Here is a 19,231-nt window from a genome sequence, read left to right on the forward strand (position 1 = left end):
CTCTAGCCCAAAGGAGTAAATGAGGGTGCGTCAAGCAACAGTTTATATTGATCGCCAAGCGCTTCAATATAATTTAAACCGTGTCAAACAACTCGCAGCAAATTCAAAAATCGTAAGTATGGTAAAAGCTAATGCTTACGGACATGGAGTCAAAGACTGTTTAGCAGCCTTAAATGCCTCAGATGCCTTTGGTGTCGCCTGTCTACAAGAAGGCTTAGAAATCCGACAATTCGGATTCAAGCAACCTGTGACTTTAATTGAGGGCGTATTTTCTGAAGATGAAATGCCTATCGCAATTGAAGAAAAATTTGAATGTGTAATTCACCATCAACAACAGTTTGAATGGTTAATTAAACACAAACAAGCCTATATCGCTCAAGGCTTAAAAGTTTGGGTTAAACTAAATAGCGGTATGAACCGTTTAGGTTTTAAGAATCCAGAAATTATTGAAGTAATTAAAACCTTAAAATCTGAAGGTTTTACATGTGTACTCGCGATGCATTTTGCAAACGCAGATGTAGACCACCCATTAAATGAGCAACAAAAACAGCAATTTTTGCATGTTAAACAAGCTTGTGATCCAGTTTTAGCATCTTGCTGTAATTCAGCTGCTATTTTTAAATGGCCAGAACTGAATTTTGATTATGTACGACCGGGTATTATGCTCTACGGTGCTTCACCTTTTGCAGATAAAACAGTACATGAGCTTGATTTAAAACCAGTCATGACTTTCACAGCAGAAGTTATTGCATTAAACCATATTCAAGCTGGTGAACATGTTGGTTATGGTTCTACTTTTTGCGCTCAAAAGGCTATGGATATCGCAATAGTTTCTATTGGATACGGCGATGGTTATCCACGAGCTTATATAAAGCAAAACTTTGTTGCTATTGATGGCAAACTTTGTCCAGTGGTTGGTCGTGTAAGTATGGACATGATTGCAATTGATGTCACAAATACTCAAGTAAAGCTTGGTACCCAAGTTGAACTTTGGGGCAATCAACGTTTGGTTGATGATGTCGCTGAAGCAAACGGCACAATTGGTTATGAACTACTTTGCCGCTTAAGTACTCGTCCAGTCCGTCAAAGCACTTAATAATTGAATAAATAAAAAAATCCAAGCTTGCTTGGATTTTTTTATTTGAAGTCACTTTTAACGCCAGTAATCATCTGTAGGTTTTGGCATTTCTTGTAAACCACGGCGCAAAGTATCCGACCATTGACGACTAATTTGTGAAAAATATGGGTCGTCTTCACTAATCCGTTTACCCATAGGAATTACAAAACTATCTTTGCTATAAACCAGCGCATCTAATGGCAAACCTACCGAGACATTAGAACGCAAAGTTGAGTCAAACGAGATTAAACTACAGCGCAGTGCATCATCCAACGGCATCGCATAATATAAAGCACGATCTAAAATAGGCTTACCATATTTACTTTCACCAATTTGAAAATAAGGTGTGTCCGTTGTAGCACAAATAAAATTGCCTTGCGGATAAACATTATAAAGCTGCATATCGCCGCCTTTGATTTGCCCACCCACTAAAATACTACAGGCATAATTCATTTGTTCTTGAGTATCTGAGCTAATATCTTCTAAAACATTTTTTAAAGTTTTACCGACTAAATCGGCCACTTCAAACATTGTATTAATGCTATATAAATTAGGCTCTTGCTGCAAAGTAAGCGCATTTTGCAAATGCCCAATAACCGCTTGTGTCGTTGCTAAATTACCAGCTGTTTGCAAGGCAATAAACCGCTCTCCCGTCACACCAAAAGTATGTAATTTACGAAACACAGAAATATGATCGACCCCGGCATTAGTTCGAGTGTCACTTATAAACACCAAACCCTGTTCTAATCTCAGCGCACAACAATAGGTCATTTCGTTCTCTTTACATTCAACAAGCCAGCACTTGAACCACAGACATCATATTTTCAATACCACCTTGCTCTCGCACCCCTCGAATTGGGGCAACATCAAGATAGTCCCGACCAACTGCCAGATAAATATGATGCTTTGGCGTAAACAATTGATTGCTTACATCAAAACAATACCACTGATTATCTAAAAATACCTCCGCCCAAGCGTGACTGGCAAGGTGCGGATAGTTTTGATCAAATAGATAACCAGAGACATAGCGTGCTGGTAATTGTAACGCACGACACATAGCGATTAAAACATGCGCATGATCTTGGCATACCCCTTGAGCTGTATGAAAAGCTTGTGTAGCAGTGGTATGAACAGATGTACTATCTGGTTGATATGGCATCTTTTGCAAAATATTTTCGCTAAGCAAGGCAATATGCTGTCGATCTTTAACAGTTACAATTTTCTGGGCAAAATCCAACATTTCAGAATCATATTTAGTCACTTCTGTACTTTGAAGAAATAGATTGGTTGGTATAGGTACATCTACCCCACCTATTTCTGTATTTAGAAGCTCTACAATACCCTGCGCCATGAAAGTGAGATGTTGATATTCATAACGCTGAGTAGCAGTTAACCAGACATTATTAAAAATATCTCTTTTCAGTGTTTTATCACCAGGAACACTGATTGCCCAATTTACAACATGTTGATGCAGCGATGTTTGAGGCATCATTTTAATATACTGAATGCTGTTTTTCGCAGTTTCAGTATAGTTATAATGCGTTTGATGATTAACCATCAATTTCATAATCATGCCTCGAACATATATTCCAGCTGCTGAGTAAAATTATAATAAGCATCCCAAGTCGGATGATCTTTTAATAATTGCCACGATTGATTAAGTCTATTCCATCCTAAATCATTCAACCGTTGAAGTAATTTCTCTAGCTCCTGTAAAAGACCTGTAAGGTCTTGCTGAAAACGTAGTTGTATATCGAATTGTTCTATCTTTTGTCCTAAATGCAGAAATAACGCTATATCTTCATGTTCAGCATCGAGTATTTGATTACATTTCGCTAAAGCCTGCTTTAATGAGTCAGGATGAGCTTGAATAGACTTAATCGTATGATTCAATTCTGCATAAGCGCTCGAAGATAATATTCCTCTTAACTCCTGAATATTATCTTTAGCAATAACGAATTGGTTCAGTAACGAATATGTTTGTTTCGTATCTAACATATAGCAATTCAGTAATTCTGCTTGATCAATGACCAGCCCAAATGCTGCTGCAAATTGAGTTGCTTTTTCATCATCTGTAAATGGCAAGTGTGATACAGCAAATTTAATCCGCATTAAATAACGGCCCAACCAATAAATGTGGTGTGCACTCGAATTGAGTAAAACCATAAATGTCCTCTTTAACCAGCGATTAGGAATGTAGCGTTTCAACGACCCATGTATCTTTAATACCTCCCCCTTGTGAGGAGTTTACGACTAAAGATCCTGCCTGCATGGCTACTCGAGTTAAACCTCCGGGCACAATTTCTGTGCGATATGGAGAGCTCAATACAAACGGGCGTAGGTCGATGTGGCGCTCAGCCACTCCTGATGTGGTTAAAGTCGGTGCAACAGATAAAGCTAAAGTTGGCTGTGCAATATACTCATGCGGTGTAGCAATCAGTTTTTGTCTAAATTCATCAATTTCACATGAGCTCGCCTTAGGACCAATTAACATGCCATACCCACCAGATCCTTGAGCCTCCTTAATCACTAATTGATCTAGATGAGCTAGCACATAGTCTAAATGTTCTTTTTCACGGCACTGATAAGTGGGTACATTTTTCAGAATTGGTGTTTCTCCCAAATAATATTGAATCATCTGGTCAACATATGGATAAATCGACTTATCGTCAGCTACTCCAGTACCGGGTGCATTAGCAATCACTACATTTTTCTGTAAATAAGCAGACATTAGGCCCGCTACACCTAAAGCACTATCAGGTCTAAACGCAAGCGGATCTAAAAAATCATCATCTAAACGACGATAAATCACATCAACTTTTTGACGTCCTCGAATCGTTTTTACAAAAACTTGATCATTTTCTACGAATAAATCTCGGTTAGTAACTAGGGGCACATCCATTTCACGTGCTAAAAAGGCATGTTCATAATAAGCACTGTTAAAACGCCCTGGGGTCAAAACTACAATGAAAGGTCGATCAATATCTGAATTTTCTTGAAGTATTTCTTTTAATAAGCTTGGGTAGTGTTCAATTCCTTGTAAATTATTAGCAGCACAAAGTTCTGGCATAAGTTGCTGGCTAATATTTCTACTTTCAATCATATACGATACGCCGGAAGGTGTTCTTAAATTATCTTCCAGTACAAAAAACTCACCTTCACCGTCACGAATAATATCTATCCCGCTAATTTGAGAATAAATTTTACCTTTGAGCGTATGTTTGAGCATATGTGGCTGAAAAGCTTCATGACAAATAATCTGACTTTCTGGAATTAACTGCTCCTTTAAAATATGCTGCCCATGATAAATATCATCTAAAAAGTAATTTAAAGCTTTCACTCGCTGTGCACAGCCAGCGGCTATTTTCTCCCATTGTTTTTTTTCGATTACTCTTGGAATTAAGTCAAAAGGAATTGTTCGCTCTGCACCCTCTTTATCACCGTAAACATTAAATGTAATACCGTGATAGAGAAAATGTTGTTTGGCCTCCGTATTTAACTGTTTAAGCTCATCTAAAGTACGAATGCTCAACCATTGCTCAATTTTCTTAGAAGCGGCACCGTTAGATGTCACATCATCTAGCATTTCGTTAAAAAACTGCGATTTTAGCTGTTCAAATAAGTTCGTCTGTACCGAAAGATTTTCTATAAACGAAGTTTGGTTAAATAATGCGTTGGTCGCCTGCTCTTGTAAAAAATAATCAATATCGGCTTGTAGGTCTTTCTCTTGTTCTGACATAGCAACCTCGTCTTATCATTTATCTATATTTCATTTTTAAATAAGCAATTTCAGTGCCACTTATATATCTATAATGCTTATTGGCTTTCTTTGTTATAACTTTCTTCTAAATTTTAGCATTGATTGTAAAAGTAGCTATAAACCGAATCTGACAAACTTGCTAAATGTGTAAAGTTTTTTTATTGTGTTGACACCAAAGCAATTGGATATAGATGTATTACGCTTATGTCTGTAATAGAAAAAGAAACTTCAAATAGTTTATATCGCCAGTGGCAGATTCTATCTCGCCTTCCTACCGGTAAATGGATCGGGACTCGAGAATTGCAAGAAATGCTTGAGCGTGAAGGTATTGAAATCAGTTTAAGGACAATTCAGCGTGATTTAAATCAAATTGCTCAGCGTTTTCCAATTGAAAGTAACAAAGCTGTGCCTCAAGGCTGGCGTTGGCAATCAGATGCACCAATTCAAAGCTTACCGCATATGACAAGCTCTCAAGCAGTAACCTTTATGATGGTTGAAGAACATCTTAAACATTTGCTCCCACCAAGCCTACTTGATGAGATGGGACCTTGGTTTGATTTAGCAAAACGCAGTCTTTCTACACAAAATAATGTAAGGCAATGGATTAATCGTGTGCGAATTGTGCCAGCAAGCCAACCACTCATTCCACCTGTAGTCGACCGTGCTGCTCAACAGGCAATTTATGAAGGTTTATTACAAGACAAACAAATTGAATGTGTTTATCAGGCCCGAGTAAATCAAGGCGAAGATAAAACTTATATTTTAAATCCACTCGCGTTGGTCCAAAAAGGTGCTGTTATTTACTTAATTTGTACCCGACACGACAAAACTGAAGTACAAACCTTTGCTCTACACAGATTCAAATCCGCTAAGGTTTTAGAAAGCCGTGCGCTCCACCCTGTTAATTTTGATATTGACCATTATATTGACTCGGGTGCTTTAGGCTTTAGAGTAGATTACAACCAACCTACGGAGTCCATTCAACTCACCTTAACCATGACCGAACAAACTGCCAAAACTTTTTATGAAAGTCAGTTAAGTAAAGACCAGACCATTACTCCAATTGAAGAAAACATTGTCGAAGTTACGGCAACTGTTCCATTTACCTCTCAATTAGTCTGGTGGTTACGAAGTTTCGGTAAAAAGCTGCTTCATATTGAACCAGTTCAAGTACACAATGCTGTACGAGAAATCGAAACTGAGAGCAAATAATCAGTAGATATAAAAAAGAGAACCATATGGTTCTCTTTAGATTTTGAATTGTAATTTTCTTAATTTTATATTGGCATTTATACTTTTATTTATTTTCAGATCAATATGTTCTCCCCCATCAAAACTGATCTGCTTCTTCTGCGCTATATTGAACATGAGCATTGGCATGCCAAATCATATCCATTGTAGCGAATTGATTTCATTGTCATGTTTAAAGCCCTCTTGTTTGAACGTGAATTCAATATAACCTTCGCTTTTAAACATGTGAAATAAGAAAAAAAGGAAGTGAAATCTATTTTCTTCCTTAGGAAGTTTTAATATATTTTCTGATCAAAAAATAAAAAGCCCAGTCTTAACTGGGCTTTTTTATATACTTAAATGATTAAGCTGTTTTTTTCATCATGTTATTTTTACGAATCGTGATCATTACTAGCTGAACAGCGGCTGGAGTAACACCAGGAATACGGCTCGCTTGAGCTAATGTTTCAGGACGAACAGTTTTTAACTTCTGAGTAATTTCACGAGATAAACCAGAAACGACATCATAATCAAAATCGGCAGGAATTTTGGTTTCTTCAAGACGCTTTAATTGAGCTACATCTTCATGCTGACGGTTGATATAACCTTCGTATTTAACAGCAATCTCGATTTGCTCACCAACTTGTTCTGAAACTTCTGAACCCGTAAGTTCTGCAATTTGAGCAAAATTAATATTAGGACGTTTGAGCAAATCAATCGCACTACATTCTTTACTCAGGTCAGCACCAGTCATTTCGACAAACTTTTTACCCATTGGGTTATTAGGCGCTGCCCACAAATGCTGTAGACGTGATGTTTCACGCTCAACTGCTTCCATTTTTTCACAATAAGCAGCCCAACGAACATCATCAACCAAACCAAGCTCACGGCCAATAGTTGTTAAACGTTGATCGGCATTATCTTCACGTAACATCAAACGATATTCTGCACGTGAAGTGAACATACGGTATGGCTCTTTCGTACCTAAAGTAATCAAGTCATCAACCAATACGCCCATATAAGCTTGGTCACGTTTAGGTGTCCATTCTTCTTGTTCCCATGCACGACGCGCAGCATTTAAACCTGCAAGTAAACCTTGGGCACCTGCTTCTTCATAACCGGTAGTACCATTAATTTGCCCAGCAAAATACAAACCGTTAATTGCTTTGGTTTCTAGGGTAAATTTCAATGCTTGTGGATTGAAATAGTCATATTCGATTGCATAACCCGGACGTAAGATATGAGCATTTTCCATACCACGAATTGAACGTACAAGCTCAAACTGAACATCAAATGGTAATGAAGTCGAAATACCATTTGGATAAAGCTCATGTGTATCTAGGCCTTCAGGCTCTAAAAATACCTGATGTGAGTCTTTATCAGAGAAACGATGAATCTTGTCTTCAATTGAAGGGCAGTAACGTGGACCTACACCTTCAATGACACCGGTATACATTGGTGAACGGTCTAAACCGCCACGAATAATGTCATGCGTTTTTTCATTGGTATGAGTGATATAGCAGTTCACTTGTTCAGGGTGCATTGAAGCATCCCCCATAAATGACATCACTGGAGACGGGAAGTCACCTGGTTGTGGTGTCATAACAGAGAAATCAACTGAACGGGCATCAATACGCGGTGGAGTACCTGTTTTTAAACGACCTACTGGTAGTTTTAATTCACGCAGACGTTGAGCAAGAGCAATAGAAGGAGGATCTCCTGCACGACCACCACTTGATTTTTCTAAACCAACGTGAATAACACCACCCAAGAATGTACCTGTAGTCAACACAACAGTTTTTGCATCAAAGCGAATACCCATTTGGGTAACAACACCCTTAACAGTATCACCTTCAACAATCAGGTCATCGGCCGCTTGTTGGAAAATATCAAGATTCGCTTGGTTTTCCAAAGTCTCACGAATCGCAGCTTTATAGCGAACACGGTCAGCCTGAGCACGCGTTGCACGTACTGCCGCACCCTTACGCGAGTTTAAAATACGGAATTGAATACCACCTTTATCGGCAGCCAAAGCCATTGCGCCGCCAAGTGCATCAATTTCACGAACTAAGTGTGATTTACCAATACCACCAATTGCTGGGTTACAGCTCATCTGACCCAAAGTCTCAATGTTATGGGTCAAAAGCAAAGTCTGTCGTCCCATACGCGCCGCAGCAAGTGCCGCTTCCGTACCTGCGTGACCGCCACCGATAACGATAACATCATAAACTTTAGGATAGTGCATGAGTACAAAAACACCAGAAAAAAAAGACGGAACATTATAGCAAAATTATCTGCTTATTGATGTACATAATTACAAAATTGTCATCACATGATTTACGCTACACCACATGTTTTGACATTTTGTTGCATGAATTCAATACAAAGTGAATGTTTTTTCAAATATTTCATTTTAGAATAAAAATTGTACAGCACTTCTATGACTTTAAAACTAACGCAACTAGAAGGAACACAAAATGAAAAGTACCATGTTAAAAATCTTAACCGCATCTCTCCTTTGCTTTTCAGGCGTAACGTTGACCCACGCTGCGACTAATCATACGGCTAAATCGACTCATACTGCTAAAACAACTAAGCATGCTACAGAGTCAGGTACATCAGTAACGCAAAAAGAACTGAGAGCTTGTGCTAAAAAACGTCAGGGCGAATGGGTGTCTTACAGCCATAATGGGGTAACCTTTAATGGTACTTGCCAACCAAATGAAAATGGCAAATTACAATTTAAAGCCCCTGCTCCTTAATATAGTTTTGACTTAAGGTATAAAGAAATCACTTTGTTTTCTTCTATACCAGATCATCATTTTCAAAAGCGGTCCATTAAAGATGGGCCGTTTTCTTTTTTAAAGCCTCCTAGTCAGCTACAATATGCCTTTAAATAAAATTTTAGGTCCTTTTCGTGAAGTGGTTACAAATACACATTACCGTTGATCAAGAACAAGTTGAATTCACAGAAACACTATTAATGTCTCTAGGTGCGGTAAGCGTAACTCTGGATGATGCCGAAGATCAGGCTCTACTTGAACCATTACCAGGTGAAACACCTTTATGGAATAAAGTCATTGTTACAGGTATCTATCAACAAGACGAACAAGACCCAATTGATGTTGACACTTTAGAAGCTTTCTTAAAAGCTCAGCTTCCAAATGTACCTATGCGTCATGAAGAACTTGAAGACCAAGTTTGGGAACGCGCATGGATGGATTATTATGAACCGATTCAAATTGGGGAAAAATTCTGGATTGTGCCAGAATGGTTAGAACCACCAGAAGCTGATGCGACCAATATTAAACTTGATCCAGGCCTTGCTTTTGGTACAGGCAACCATGCAAGTACATTCTTATGCTTACAATGGTTAGGTAAAACCGATGTAAAAGATAAGATCGTGATTGATTATGGCTGTGGTTCAGGCATTTTAGGTGTTGCAGCTTTATTATTAGGCGCTAAAAAAGTATTTGCGACAGATATCGACCCACAAGCAGTTTTAGCAACAAAACAAAATGCTGAACTTAATGGGGTATTAGATCGCCTATATGTTGGCCTTCCTGAAGAGTTTGATCAAGAATTCAAACCTCAACAAGCAGACGTTTTGGTAGCAAATATTTTAGCGGGACCCTTAATGGCACTTGCGCCAGAGTTTGCAAAATTACTTAAATCTGATGGTGAGTTCGCACTTGCTGGTGTAATTGAAGAGCAAGTAGCTGATGTTTCAGGTGTTTATTCTGAATTTTTTGATATATTAGACGTCGAAAAGCGCGAAGAAAACTGGTGTCGCATATCCGGAAAACGCAAAACAATAAATTGAGACTATTTAACTCATGAATGAAAAACAAACCCGCTGCCCTAAATGTTTAACAGTTTATAAAGTTTCTCTGACCCAGTTAACTGTTGCTCAGGGCATGGTTTGTTGCCCTAAATGTAATTTAAATTTTAATGCTCTAACCAACTTAGTTAATGTTGAACATCCAGAAGCAACAAACTCATCTGTTTTAGCTGACGGCTCGATTCAAACACGATATATGACTCATTCACATGTGTTAGATATCTTTGATCAAAAAGTTGAAAATTCTAATATTGATCTTTTGACGTATTTAAATAATTTAAATTACTTCCATAACGAGCCAATCAATGCGCTCCCCAACCTCAACTTAGCTGAACAAGCAACTTCACCTGAACAAGATAATGGTAAAAAGCATAGCTGGTTGTACTATACGCTTTGGAGTTCTGCGAATCTGATACTGATTTTGGTTTTTACTTTTCAGATTCTCTGGTTCAACCCAAAACTCATGCAGCAGAGCCCTGCTATTAGTCATGCATTTAATTATGTCTGTCAAATATTGCATTGCAGTAAGTCAGCTGAACAATATCAACTTCTTTATATAGAAAAGGTAAAACTACGTAGAGTTGATACAGAACATACCCAATTTTCTGGCGTTCTAATCAATCAAAATAATAAAAGTATTGAGTTACCTAATCTAAAACTCAGCTTTGGTAAAGAAGACGAGCAAGAAGAAATCATTTTTCAACCGCAGGAATATTTGGTTGAAAATTTACGTGGCATTCAACGCATCCCTACCAATACACCTTTTAGATTTCAATTTGATTTAAATAAAAGCAAAAAAAGCCTAGTAAATTATCGATTAGAAATTGTCCACCCCTAAATTGTAAAAAAAGTGAAAAAAAATTAAAAAAAAATGCAGTTAATTTGCTCACTTTTTCCTAGACAATGGTATGATACGCGCCACGAAAGCTTTGACTCATATACTCCTCGCTCTCAATTCAAAAAATATACTGTTAAGCATGTGTGCTTTTCTACATTAAGCACATAGCCTAACTTTTTTTGTTTTTGAGGGGGCTGTAACAAATATTTAACTATTGTTACGCTTATTTTTTACTCAATACGAAGAATTATGGCAAGCTAATTGTTCTTATGTTTTAGAGTCACTGTTTTAGGATCTAAAACAGGACTCCGTATTTTTAGACCACATTTATATACTACTTTACCCAAGCTAGTATTTGATTTTCGGATTAACTCGCATGAATAGCAAATCTCCTATTTTTACTGCACAATCTGATGTTGCTCTTCGCATCCACGTGGATCGCGCAGTTCGTCATTATTTTGCACAATTGCAAGGTGAGCAACCATCTCAGGTATATGACATGGTGCTAGCAGAAATGGAGAAACCTCTTTTATCTGTAGTTCTTGAATATACTCGTGGCAACCAAACACGTGCCGCAGAAATTCTTGGACTAAACCGCGGCACTTTACGCAAAAAGTTAAAAGCTCACGGTTTAATGAGTGAATAAATGATAAAATGCTCACGACGTCGTGGGCATTTTTTTATGCTTCTAATTGGTTTTAATCCGTAGACTTGAAATTGTTGACTTGAACATCATGACTATTAAACGTGCTTTGATTTCTGTATCAGACAAAACAGGAATTGTCGAATTTGCTCAAAACCTTGCAGCTTTAGGGGTAGAATTATTATCTACAGGCGGCACATATAAGTTGCTTAAAGATAATAACATTGCTGTAATTGAAGTATCTGAACATACTGGTTTCCCAGAAATGATGGATGGCCGTGTAAAAACACTACATCCAAAAATTCATGGCGGCATTTTAGCTCGTCGTGGTCTAGACGAAGCAGTTATGCAAGAACACAACATTGATCCAATCGATCTAGTTGTAGTCAACCTTTATCCATTTGCAGCTACAGTTGCTAAACCGAACTGTTCACTTGCTGATGCTATCGAAAATATCGACATCGGCGGTCCAACAATGGTGCGTGCTGCTGCTAAAAACCACGCTTCTGTGGGTATTGTTGTTAATGCTTCAGATTACGATACAGTGATTAACGAATTAAAAGCTGCTGGTTCACTTTCTTATGAAACACGCTTCGATTTAGCTGTTAAAGCATTTGAACATACAGCTCAATATGATGGCATGATCGCTTCTTACTTAGGCGCTCGCGTTGGTAAGACCGAAGGTGAAGCTGATTTATTCCCTCGTACGTTCAACACTCAATTAAACAAAGCACAAGATTTACGTTACGGTGAAAACCCACACCAATCTGCTGCTTTCTATGTTGAAGCAAACGCAAAAGAAGCTTCTGTTTCTACAGCAAAACAATTACAAGGCAAAGAATTGTCTTATAACAATATTGCTGACACAGATGCTGCACTTGAATGTGTTAAATCATTTGCTAAACCAGCTTGTGTAATCGTAAAACATGCTAACCCTTGTGGTGTCGCGGTTTCTTTAGATGGCATTAAAGCTGCTTATGATTTAGCTTATGCAACAGATCCAGAATCTGCTTTCGGTGGCATTATTGCATTTAACCGCGAGTTAGATGTTGCAACTGCTCAAGCAATTGTTGATCGTCAATTCGTTGAAGTTATTATTGCTCCAAGCATTGCTGATGGCGTACTTGAAGTAACTGGTGCGAAGAAAAATGTTCGTGTTTTAGTATGTGGCGAATTACCTGCAATTGATGCACGCGCTCCACAACTTGACTATAAACGCGTTAACGGTGGCTTACTTGTTCAAGACCAAGACTTGGGCATGATCACTAAAGATGATCTTAAAGTAGTTACTAAACGTGCACCGACTGAACAAGAAATTGATGACCTTATTTTCGCGTGGAAAGTTGCGAAATATGTAAAATCAAACGCTATTGTTTATGCAAAAAACCGTCAAACTATTGGTGTAGGCGCGGGTCAAATGAGCCGTGTTAACTCAGCGCGTATTGCTGCAATTAAAGCAGAACATGCTGGTTTGGTTGTTGAAGGCGCTGTTATGGCATCTGATGCATTCTTCCCGTTCCGTGACGGTATTGATAATGCGGCTAAAGCTGGCATTAAATGCATTATTCAACCAGGTGGTTCTATGCGTGATGAAGAAGTCATTGCAGCAGCTGATGAAGCTGGTATTGCAATGGTCTTCACTGGTATGCGCCATTTCCGCCACTAATTTAAATTTAGTCCTCCCTAACCCTCCTTTTATTCAGGAGGGTTTTCCACAATAATGGAACTATCTCTCCACTTCGAGAAATAGAGGGGGATGAAAAAGGATTAAAGTTAAGGAACAAATTAAAAATGAATATTTTAGTTTTAGGTAGTGGTGGTCGTGAGCATGCTTTAGCATGGAAAATCGCGCAAGATACCAAAGTTACTCAAGTTTTTGTTGCACCTGGTAATGCTGGAACTGCAACTGAAGCAAAATGCGTTAACGTTCAGCTCGATATTTTAGACAACCCGGCAATTATTGCTTTTGCTAAAGAAAATAATGTTGAACTCGTTGTTGTTGGTCCAGAAGCACCATTAGTAAATGGTGTAGTAGATGCTGCACGTGAAGCTGGTGTAAAAATTTGGGGACCGACTCAATATGCAGCACAACTTGAAGGCTCAAAAGCATTTGCTAAGCACTTTTTAAAACGCCATAACATTCCAACTGCTTTTTACGATGTATTTACTGAAGTTGATGCAGCTAAAGCTTATGTTGAAAAAAATGGTGCACCAATCGTTATTAAAGCTGACGGCCTTGCTGCTGGTAAGGGTGTAATCGTTGCAATGACCAACGAAGAAGCTTTTGCAGCGATTGATGACATGCTTGCAGGTAACAAATTTGGTGATGCTGGTTCACGTGTTGTAATTGAACAGTTCCTTGCTGGTGAAGAAGCTTCTTTCATTTGTATGATTGATGGTAAAAATATTTTACCAATGGCAACTTCACAAGATCACAAACGTATTTTTGAAGGTGATCAGGGTCCAAACACTGGTGGTATGGGTGCTTACTCTCCTGCTCCAGTTGTAACTCCAGATGTTTTTGAACGTGTAATGACTGAAATTATGCGTCCAACTGTTGATGGTATGGCTGCTGACGGACATGTTTACACTGGATTCTTATATGCTGGTTTAATGATTGATGAACAAGGTCAACCACGCGTAATTGAATTTAACTGCCGTTTTGGTGACCCTGAAACTCAACCAATCATGATGCGCTTAAAGTCATCTCTTGTTGATTTGGTTGAAGCAGGTATTGCAGGTAATTTACCAAAAGAAGCTGAGTGGGATGAGCGTAAGTCAATCGGTGTTGTACTTGCAGCAGAAGGATACCCAGATAGCGTACGTAAAGGCGATGTGATTTCTGGTATCGGCCAATCACCTGAAGATACTAAAATCTTCCATGCAGGTACTGCAACTCGTGAAGATGGTCACATTGTGACTTCTGGTGGACGTGTACTCTGCGTAACTGCTTTAGGTGACAGCGTTCTTGAAGCACAAATTAATGCTTTAGAAGTATGCGGCCAAGTAACTTTCACAGGTATGCAATACCGTAGTGACATCGGTTACCGCGCGATTGCACGTGAAAAAGCTGAATAAAAGTTAGCAAAAAAAAGCTTCCTATTTAGGGAGCTTTTTTATTTTGTACACCAATAAAAGAAAATGATATAAATTTTTATAAGATTTATTAAGATATCAACAAATAGAAAAAAGCCCTCTATATCAACTACATTTTTATTGCTATCATTAGTACATAGTTGTAACTGTCATCAGACACTGCTGTTTTAATAATTTCCATAAAGACTTGCTCTACAAATTATGCCTGTAGAGAGTTTTTTAATATTCTAAATTTATGAATGCTCGTTTGGCTACTGTTGGGGATGAACTGTTTGGGGAAACAGTTTTTGTTTATTAAACAATTACCCTCTGTTATAGCCAAAATATGCAAGCAAATTATGGAACCCCAGAAAAAGATCACAGAGTTTAGACTAGTTGTAATTCCAACTCCTCTCTTTTCATATTGATATAGATCAATCGTTATTGTTCTATATCTTAATCAGGACTTTTTTAAATGAAAAAGCTGATCAGCCTTTTTTTAAGCATGTCAGTAGTATTATTGACAGCATGTAGCAAACAAGAAAATGCTCAACAAGCCGAACAAAACAATGATAGTTCCAAAGTACAAAAGGTAGTAATTGCCTCTACAGGTTCAGATGCTGACATTTGGCGTTATATCGCATCTTTACCTGAAACCCAAGCTGCTGGACTGAAGTTAGAAGTAAAAAACTTCTCAGACTCCGTTTCAATGAATACAGCAGTTGCAAATAAAGAAGTAGATTTGAACGCATTCCAAGCTTATTCTTATCTTACTGTATTTAATAATTCAAACCCGGATAAGATTGCAGCGGTTTCTACCACTTATATTGAGCCAATGGGGATTTATTCAAGTAAATACAAAAAAATTGAAGAACTTCCTGAAGGTGCAATTATTTCAATCCCGGATGATGCTGCCAGCGAATCTCGTGCGCTACTCTTGTTACAAACTGCTGGCTTAATCAAGCTTAAAGCTGACTATAATCCTGTTCAGGGCAGTCCAATTGATGTTATCGAAAATCCCAAAAAGATCAACATCAAACCAATCAAAATGGAAACTGCATTACGTCTTAAAAATGAATTTGATGCAGTTGTATTAAATAATACCATAGCACTCGAGGGAGGTTTAAACGTACTCAAAGATTCTATGTTCTATGAACCTATTGATCAAATCTCAAAAATTAGTGTAAACGTTCTAGCAACTGCTGAATCACGTAAAAATGATCCTGTCTTGCAAAAAGTTGGTAAGCTTTACCACACTGCAGCTGTTAAAAAATACATTGAAGAACACTTTGGTGGAACAAAAGTTGACGTAGACAAACCAATCAGCTATCTCTCAGAAGCTAAATAGTAATATAATAGCCCAAACGTGAAACAGGCAAATTATCTTTGCCTGTTTTTTCTTTCAAGCATAGTTTCTGACGATATGATTCAATTTAAAAACATTTCAAAGCACTATCAGCTCAAAAGCCAAACCATACGCGCACTCGATCAAATCAATTTAGAGATTCCAGAGGGCAGTATTTTCGGCATTATTGGCTATAGTGGTGCAGGTAAAAGTACTTTAATTCGCCTGATTAATTTACTCGAACGACCAAATGAAGGTCAGATTATTATTAATCAAAAGGACTTCACTGCTTTAGATGCACGTTCATTACGTCAGGAGCGTGCAAATATTGGTATGATTTTTCAGCATTTCAATTTGCTTCAAACCAAAACAGTTGCTGAAAATATCGAAATGCCAATGCGTCTGCTAAATTATAAAAAAGCAGAACGTGAAAAGCGTTTAAACGAATTATTAGAGTTTATTGATCTTAAGCATAAAAAAGATGCCTATCCAGATGAACTCTCTGGCGGTCAAAAGCAACGTGTTGGTATTGCTCGTGCTTTGGCAAATCATCCTAAAATTTTATTATGCGATGAAGCCACATCTGCACTAGATCCACAAACTACACAATCCGTTCTAGAGCTTTTAAAGAAAATCAATCAAGAACAGAAAATCACAATTGTTATGGTTACTCATGAAATGGATGTCATTGAATCTATTTGTGACCATGTTGCAGTTATGGAAGCTGGCAAAGTGATTGAGCAAGGCTCAACTATTGATATTTTTAGTAATCCTCAGCATCCAACAACTAAAAACTTTATACAAACTGTTTTACATCAACAGTTGCCAGTTAACATTCTAAATCAATTAGAAAATCAACATCACCACAGCATTTATTGCCTACAATTCTTAGGACGTTCGGCTCAAGAACCTGTGATTCAGTCACTTATTAAACAATATGATATTAGTTTAAATATCTTATTTGCCAATATGACTGAAATTAATGGCACAGTGATTGGTCAAATGTTTGTACAGCTTTTAGGTGACCCGCAGTTGATCAGTCAAGCGATTGAGTTTTTAGAGAAAAATGAAGTGAGCGTCGTTCAATCAGGAGATCAAGTATGAGAGATTTAATCGTACAATGGTTAACTGAACTTACTCAGCCTTTCTGGCACAGTTCCCTTTCTATGGACCAGTTTGTAACTGCCTTACAAGAAACCTTTAATATGGTGTTCTTTGCGCTTATATTTGGTGGTATTTGGGGCTTCATCCAAGGCATTATTCTGCTTGTAACTCGCCCAGAAGGGATCTTACCAAACAGATTCATTTATCATTTGCTTAACCCAATTGTAAATGCATTGCGTTCTCTACCATTTATTATTTTACTTATTGCAGTTATTCCACTTACAAAGTTCTTGGTAGGTACTTCGATTGGTACATGGGCGGCAATCGTTCCTTTAACGATTTATGTTGGACCATATATGGGCCGACTTATTGAAACTTCCCTACTTGAAGTAAATGAAGGAATTATCGAATCTGCTCAAGCAATGGGTGCAACACCTTGGCAGATTATTTCACGCTTTATTTTACCTGAAGCTCGTAGTTCTCTTATTTTGAACTTGACGACTGCTACGATTAGCCTTATTGGTGCGACCGCTATGGCTGGTGCAGTTGGTGCTGGTGGTATTGGTGACTTAGCCATTTCTTATGGCTATCAACGTTTTGATACAAGCGTTGTGATTTTAACAGTGATTATCCTCTTGCTTTTGGTACAGATTGTACAGACTTTAGGTAACTGGCTCTCTAAGATACGCTAAGTCATTTATATAGAAAGCTCCCTAAACGGGGGCTTTTTGTTTTTATAGTCTCCTGTTATTAAAAAGTTGAGTACATGGCTTAATGCCATTTTCTGTTATCATCAAAATTAGTGGTTACTCTTTGGATTTGGTTTCAGGATAAAACAATGCGTTATAGAATTCATTTTATTGATGTGCAAAATGCCCTACAAAACTATATCTGGATTTTAGAAGATACTGAAACTCATGAAGCCGTTGCAGTTGATCCAACAGAAGCTGAGTTAGTCACTCAATTTTGCAATGACCATCATTTAACCTTAAAGCAAATTTGGCTTACGCATTGGCATAAAGATCATATCGGTGGCGTTGCAGATTTAACGGCTAACTCTACTCTGACTGTATATGGTCCAAGAGATGAATTAAGTAAAATTCCCGGTATTACTCATCCCCTTCAACATGATGACCATCTAAAATTTAATGATTTAAAGGCAGAGATTATTGCAACACCAGGTCATACCTTAGGGCATATTGTGTATTTTATTGAGGAACTTAATGCCCTCTTTTGTGGCGATACTTTGTTTGCAATGGGGTGTGGCCGACTATTTGAAGGTACGGCAGAGCAAATGTATCATTCATTAAATCGTCTTGCAGCCCTTCCAACCACAACCAAAGTCTATTGCACGCATGAATATACACTTTCTAATGCTGAGTTTGCTTTAAGCGTAGAACCTGAAAATCATGCCTTACAAGAACGTGCAGAACAAGTTCGTAAGCTTCGCACGGAAGGTAAAATTACCCTACCAAGTAGTATTGAACTTGAATTGGCAACTAATCCATTTTTACGTGCTGAAAGTGTAGATGAGTTCGCTCATTTACGTAGTTTAAAAGATAATTTCTAAATTTATGGGCTCTATAGAAAGATACAGTTTCATTTTAAGAACTGTATCTTTTTGAATAAAGCATGTTTCATGAAATTATTTTTTACATTTATTGATTTTAAATTAACTTGTTTTGATTAAATTTTGTCCTAATCTTTTTATTTTTAAATAACCATAAAAATTAAATACTTACATTTTATTAGTACAAAAATTGATTACATAAAAACTGAATAAATTTATAAAATGAAGAAGATTACTTTATCTCTTTTACTTTTTTTACAAGTTGCAAAATAAAACAAAGTTTTCCCCCTTTAAAAAATCTAGGTAAATCCCTATTAATAAATAAGGTGTAAGACACGGATAGAAGAAGGAGTTCTCACGTGAAAAAGGTTGTTAAAGCTAAAAATTTAATTGCGTTCCGTATTTGGTTAGAAAAATTAGGGTATTCGGTTAAAAACTTGGCCGATGGAAAAGGTTTCACCTTCAGTTTTAAAAAAGAGTATGGCTTAGTCACGTGTGATTTGGCTGGTAACGCTTTAGCGATGCAATTAGGTGAAGAGTTTGAGGATCACTTAAAAGCGTAAGCTTGAGCTGTTTTGCATATACTATTTTCAGTATAGGCAACTTAAAAGTTCTGCTTTCAAAGTAGATCTATATGAGAGTTTGTGAAAATTTTATATTGGCCTTCCATAATTAAGCATTTACATACAAGATAGTTTTTTTAAATTA

General features: G+C 37.5%; 18 protein-coding genes. 13 read left to right on the forward strand and 5 right to left on the reverse strand.

The genetic code is table 11. The features are described 5' to 3' along the window. Positions 1-25: 25 nt before the first annotated feature. On the forward strand, positions 26-1,096 hold the full coding sequence (alr, locus tag ACG59Z_RS01415) for an alanine racemase (RefSeq protein WP_400197595.1): 1,071 nt from the start codon (positions 26-28) through the stop codon (positions 1,094-1,096). Positions 1,097-1,153: 57 nt separating this feature from the next. Here the strand turns inward: alr and ACG59Z_RS01420 are convergent, their stop codons facing one another. The 4 genes from ACG59Z_RS01420 to ACG59Z_RS01435 are packed head-to-tail and all read right to left on the reverse strand — an operon-like array spanning position 1,154 to position 4,856. Further along, positions 1,154-1,888: a proteasome-type protease gene (locus tag ACG59Z_RS01420; protein WP_263614053.1), complete on the reverse strand. Its 735-nt coding sequence runs from the start codon at positions 1,886-1,888 to the stop codon at positions 1,154-1,156. Between the two features lie 16 nt (positions 1,889-1,904). Beyond that, on the reverse strand, positions 1,905-2,684 hold the full coding sequence (locus ACG59Z_RS01425; protein ID WP_263614054.1) for a transglutaminase family protein: 780 nt from the start codon (positions 2,682-2,684) through the stop codon (positions 1,905-1,907). A 2-nt stretch (positions 2,685-2,686) separates the two neighbouring features. Further along, entirely contained in the window at positions 2,687-3,283 is a 597-nt protein-coding gene (locus ACG59Z_RS01430; protein ID WP_400197597.1) for an alpha-E domain-containing protein, read from the reverse strand. 22 nt (positions 3,284-3,305) lie between these two features. After that, positions 3,306-4,856, reverse strand: a complete 1,551-nt coding sequence (locus ACG59Z_RS01435) for a circularly permuted type 2 ATP-grasp protein (protein ID WP_400197599.1) — start codon at positions 4,854-4,856, stop codon at positions 3,306-3,308. Between the two features lie 225 nt (positions 4,857-5,081). Here ACG59Z_RS01435 and ACG59Z_RS01440 point away from each other — a divergent pair, with 225 nt between their 5' ends. Further along, complete coding sequence (locus ACG59Z_RS01440; protein ID WP_200027567.1) at positions 5,082-6,089, forward strand: YafY family protein; 1,008 nt, start codon at positions 5,082-5,084, stop codon at positions 6,087-6,089. 382 nt (positions 6,090-6,471) lie between these two features. Here ACG59Z_RS01440 and mnmG read toward each other — a convergent pair whose 3' ends face one another. Further along, positions 6,472-8,352, reverse strand: coding sequence for a tRNA uridine-5-carboxymethylaminomethyl(34) synthesis enzyme MnmG (mnmG, locus tag ACG59Z_RS01445; protein WP_200027568.1), 1,881 nt, complete (start codon positions 8,350-8,352; stop codon positions 6,472-6,474). Between the two features lie 232 nt (positions 8,353-8,584). Between mnmG and ACG59Z_RS01450 the strand changes: the two genes are divergently transcribed. The 11 genes from ACG59Z_RS01450 to ACG59Z_RS01500 all read left to right on the forward strand — a co-directional run bounded on the left by ACG59Z_RS01450 (position 8,585) and on the right by ACG59Z_RS01500 (position 19,086). Next, entirely contained in the window at positions 8,585-8,869 is a 285-nt protein-coding gene (locus tag ACG59Z_RS01450) for a hypothetical protein (RefSeq protein WP_396519465.1), read from the forward strand. Positions 8,870-9,024: 155 nt separating this feature from the next. Then, positions 9,025-9,930 (forward strand): 50S ribosomal protein L11 methyltransferase, encoded by a 906-nt coding sequence (gene prmA / locus ACG59Z_RS01455; protein WP_343568217.1) that lies wholly within the window; start codon positions 9,025-9,027, stop codon positions 9,928-9,930. Positions 9,931-9,943: 13 nt separating this feature from the next. Then, positions 9,944-10,786, forward strand: coding sequence for a zinc-ribbon and DUF3426 domain-containing protein (locus ACG59Z_RS01460; protein WP_400197601.1), 843 nt, complete (start codon positions 9,944-9,946; stop codon positions 10,784-10,786). A gap of 376 nt (positions 10,787-11,162) precedes the next feature. Beyond that, positions 11,163-11,432, forward strand: coding sequence for a DNA-binding transcriptional regulator Fis (fis, locus tag ACG59Z_RS01465; protein ID WP_001086304.1), 270 nt, complete (start codon positions 11,163-11,165; stop codon positions 11,430-11,432). An 88-nt stretch (positions 11,433-11,520) separates the two neighbouring features. After that, positions 11,521-13,095 (forward strand): bifunctional phosphoribosylaminoimidazolecarboxamide formyltransferase/IMP cyclohydrolase, encoded by a 1,575-nt coding sequence (gene purH / locus ACG59Z_RS01470; RefSeq protein ID WP_400197603.1) that lies wholly within the window; start codon positions 11,521-11,523, stop codon positions 13,093-13,095. 125 nt (positions 13,096-13,220) lie between these two features. Next, complete coding sequence (gene purD, locus ACG59Z_RS01475) at positions 13,221-14,507, forward strand: phosphoribosylamine--glycine ligase (protein WP_400197605.1); 1,287 nt, start codon at positions 13,221-13,223, stop codon at positions 14,505-14,507. Between the two features lie 472 nt (positions 14,508-14,979). Beyond that, positions 14,980-15,852 (forward strand): MetQ/NlpA family ABC transporter substrate-binding protein, encoded by an 873-nt coding sequence (locus tag ACG59Z_RS01480; RefSeq protein WP_004708030.1) that lies wholly within the window; start codon positions 14,980-14,982, stop codon positions 15,850-15,852. Positions 15,853-15,927: 75 nt separating this feature from the next. After that, positions 15,928-16,953 (forward strand): methionine ABC transporter ATP-binding protein, encoded by a 1,026-nt coding sequence (locus ACG59Z_RS01485; RefSeq protein ID WP_004708029.1) that lies wholly within the window; start codon positions 15,928-15,930, stop codon positions 16,951-16,953. Beyond that, positions 16,950-17,645: a methionine ABC transporter permease gene (locus tag ACG59Z_RS01490; RefSeq protein ID WP_022575478.1), complete on the forward strand. Its 696-nt coding sequence runs from the start codon at positions 16,950-16,952 to the stop codon at positions 17,643-17,645. The genes ACG59Z_RS01485 and ACG59Z_RS01490 overlap by 4 nt, the downstream gene beginning before the upstream one ends. A gap of 146 nt (positions 17,646-17,791) precedes the next feature. Beyond that, entirely contained in the window at positions 17,792-18,523 is a 732-nt protein-coding gene (gloB, locus tag ACG59Z_RS01495; RefSeq protein ID WP_068933226.1) for a hydroxyacylglutathione hydrolase, read from the forward strand. 359 nt (positions 18,524-18,882) lie between these two features. Beyond that, positions 18,883-19,086 (forward strand): hypothetical protein, encoded by a 204-nt coding sequence (locus tag ACG59Z_RS01500; RefSeq protein ID WP_000758190.1) that lies wholly within the window; start codon positions 18,883-18,885, stop codon positions 19,084-19,086. Positions 19,087-19,231: the final 145 nt, after the last annotated feature.

The organism is Acinetobacter sp. ABJ_C1_1 (assembly GCF_044684115.1).
Lineage (GTDB): Bacteria > Pseudomonadota > Gammaproteobacteria > Pseudomonadales > Moraxellaceae > Acinetobacter > Acinetobacter nosocomialis_A.

Excerpts from the sequence above, each read along its gene's own strand:
- ACG59Z_RS01450 (WP_396519465.1), top strand. The coding sequence starts at position 8,585 with ATGAAAAGTACCATGTTAAAAATCTTAACCGCATCTCTCCTTTGCTTT.
- fis (WP_001086304.1), top strand. The coding sequence starts at position 11,163 with ATGAATAGCAAATCTCCTATTTTTACTGCACAATCTGATGTTGCTCTT.
- ACG59Z_RS01480 (WP_004708030.1), top strand. The coding sequence starts at position 14,980 with ATGAAAAAGCTGATCAGCCTTTTTTTAAGCATGTCAGTAGTATTATTG.
- gloB (WP_068933226.1), top strand. The coding sequence starts at position 17,792 with ATGCGTTATAGAATTCATTTTATTGATGTGCAAAATGCCCTACAAAAC.
- purH (WP_400197603.1), top strand. The coding sequence starts at position 11,521 with ATGACTATTAAACGTGCTTTGATTTCTGTATCAGACAAAACAGGAATT.
- ACG59Z_RS01460 (WP_400197601.1), top strand. The coding sequence starts at position 9,944 with ATGAATGAAAAACAAACCCGCTGCCCTAAATGTTTAACAGTTTATAAA.
- ACG59Z_RS01435 (WP_400197599.1), bottom strand. The coding sequence starts at position 4,856 with ATGTCAGAACAAGAGAAAGACCTACAAGCCGATATTGATTATTTTTTA.
- ACG59Z_RS01490 (WP_022575478.1), top strand. The coding sequence starts at position 16,950 with ATGAGAGATTTAATCGTACAATGGTTAACTGAACTTACTCAGCCTTTC.
- ACG59Z_RS01485 (WP_004708029.1), top strand. The coding sequence starts at position 15,928 with ATGATTCAATTTAAAAACATTTCAAAGCACTATCAGCTCAAAAGCCAA.
- ACG59Z_RS01440 (WP_200027567.1), top strand. The coding sequence starts at position 5,082 with ATGTCTGTAATAGAAAAAGAAACTTCAAATAGTTTATATCGCCAGTGG.
- ACG59Z_RS01425 (WP_263614054.1), bottom strand. The coding sequence starts at position 2,684 with ATGAAATTGATGGTTAATCATCAAACGCATTATAACTATACTGAAACT.
- ACG59Z_RS01430 (WP_400197597.1), bottom strand. The coding sequence starts at position 3,283 with ATGGTTTTACTCAATTCGAGTGCACACCACATTTATTGGTTGGGCCGT.
- mnmG (WP_200027568.1), bottom strand. The coding sequence starts at position 8,352 with ATGCACTATCCTAAAGTTTATGATGTTATCGTTATCGGTGGCGGTCAC.
- ACG59Z_RS01420 (WP_263614053.1), bottom strand. The coding sequence starts at position 1,888 with ATGACCTATTGTTGTGCGCTGAGATTAGAACAGGGTTTGGTGTTTATA.
- purD (WP_400197605.1), top strand. The coding sequence starts at position 13,221 with ATGAATATTTTAGTTTTAGGTAGTGGTGGTCGTGAGCATGCTTTAGCA.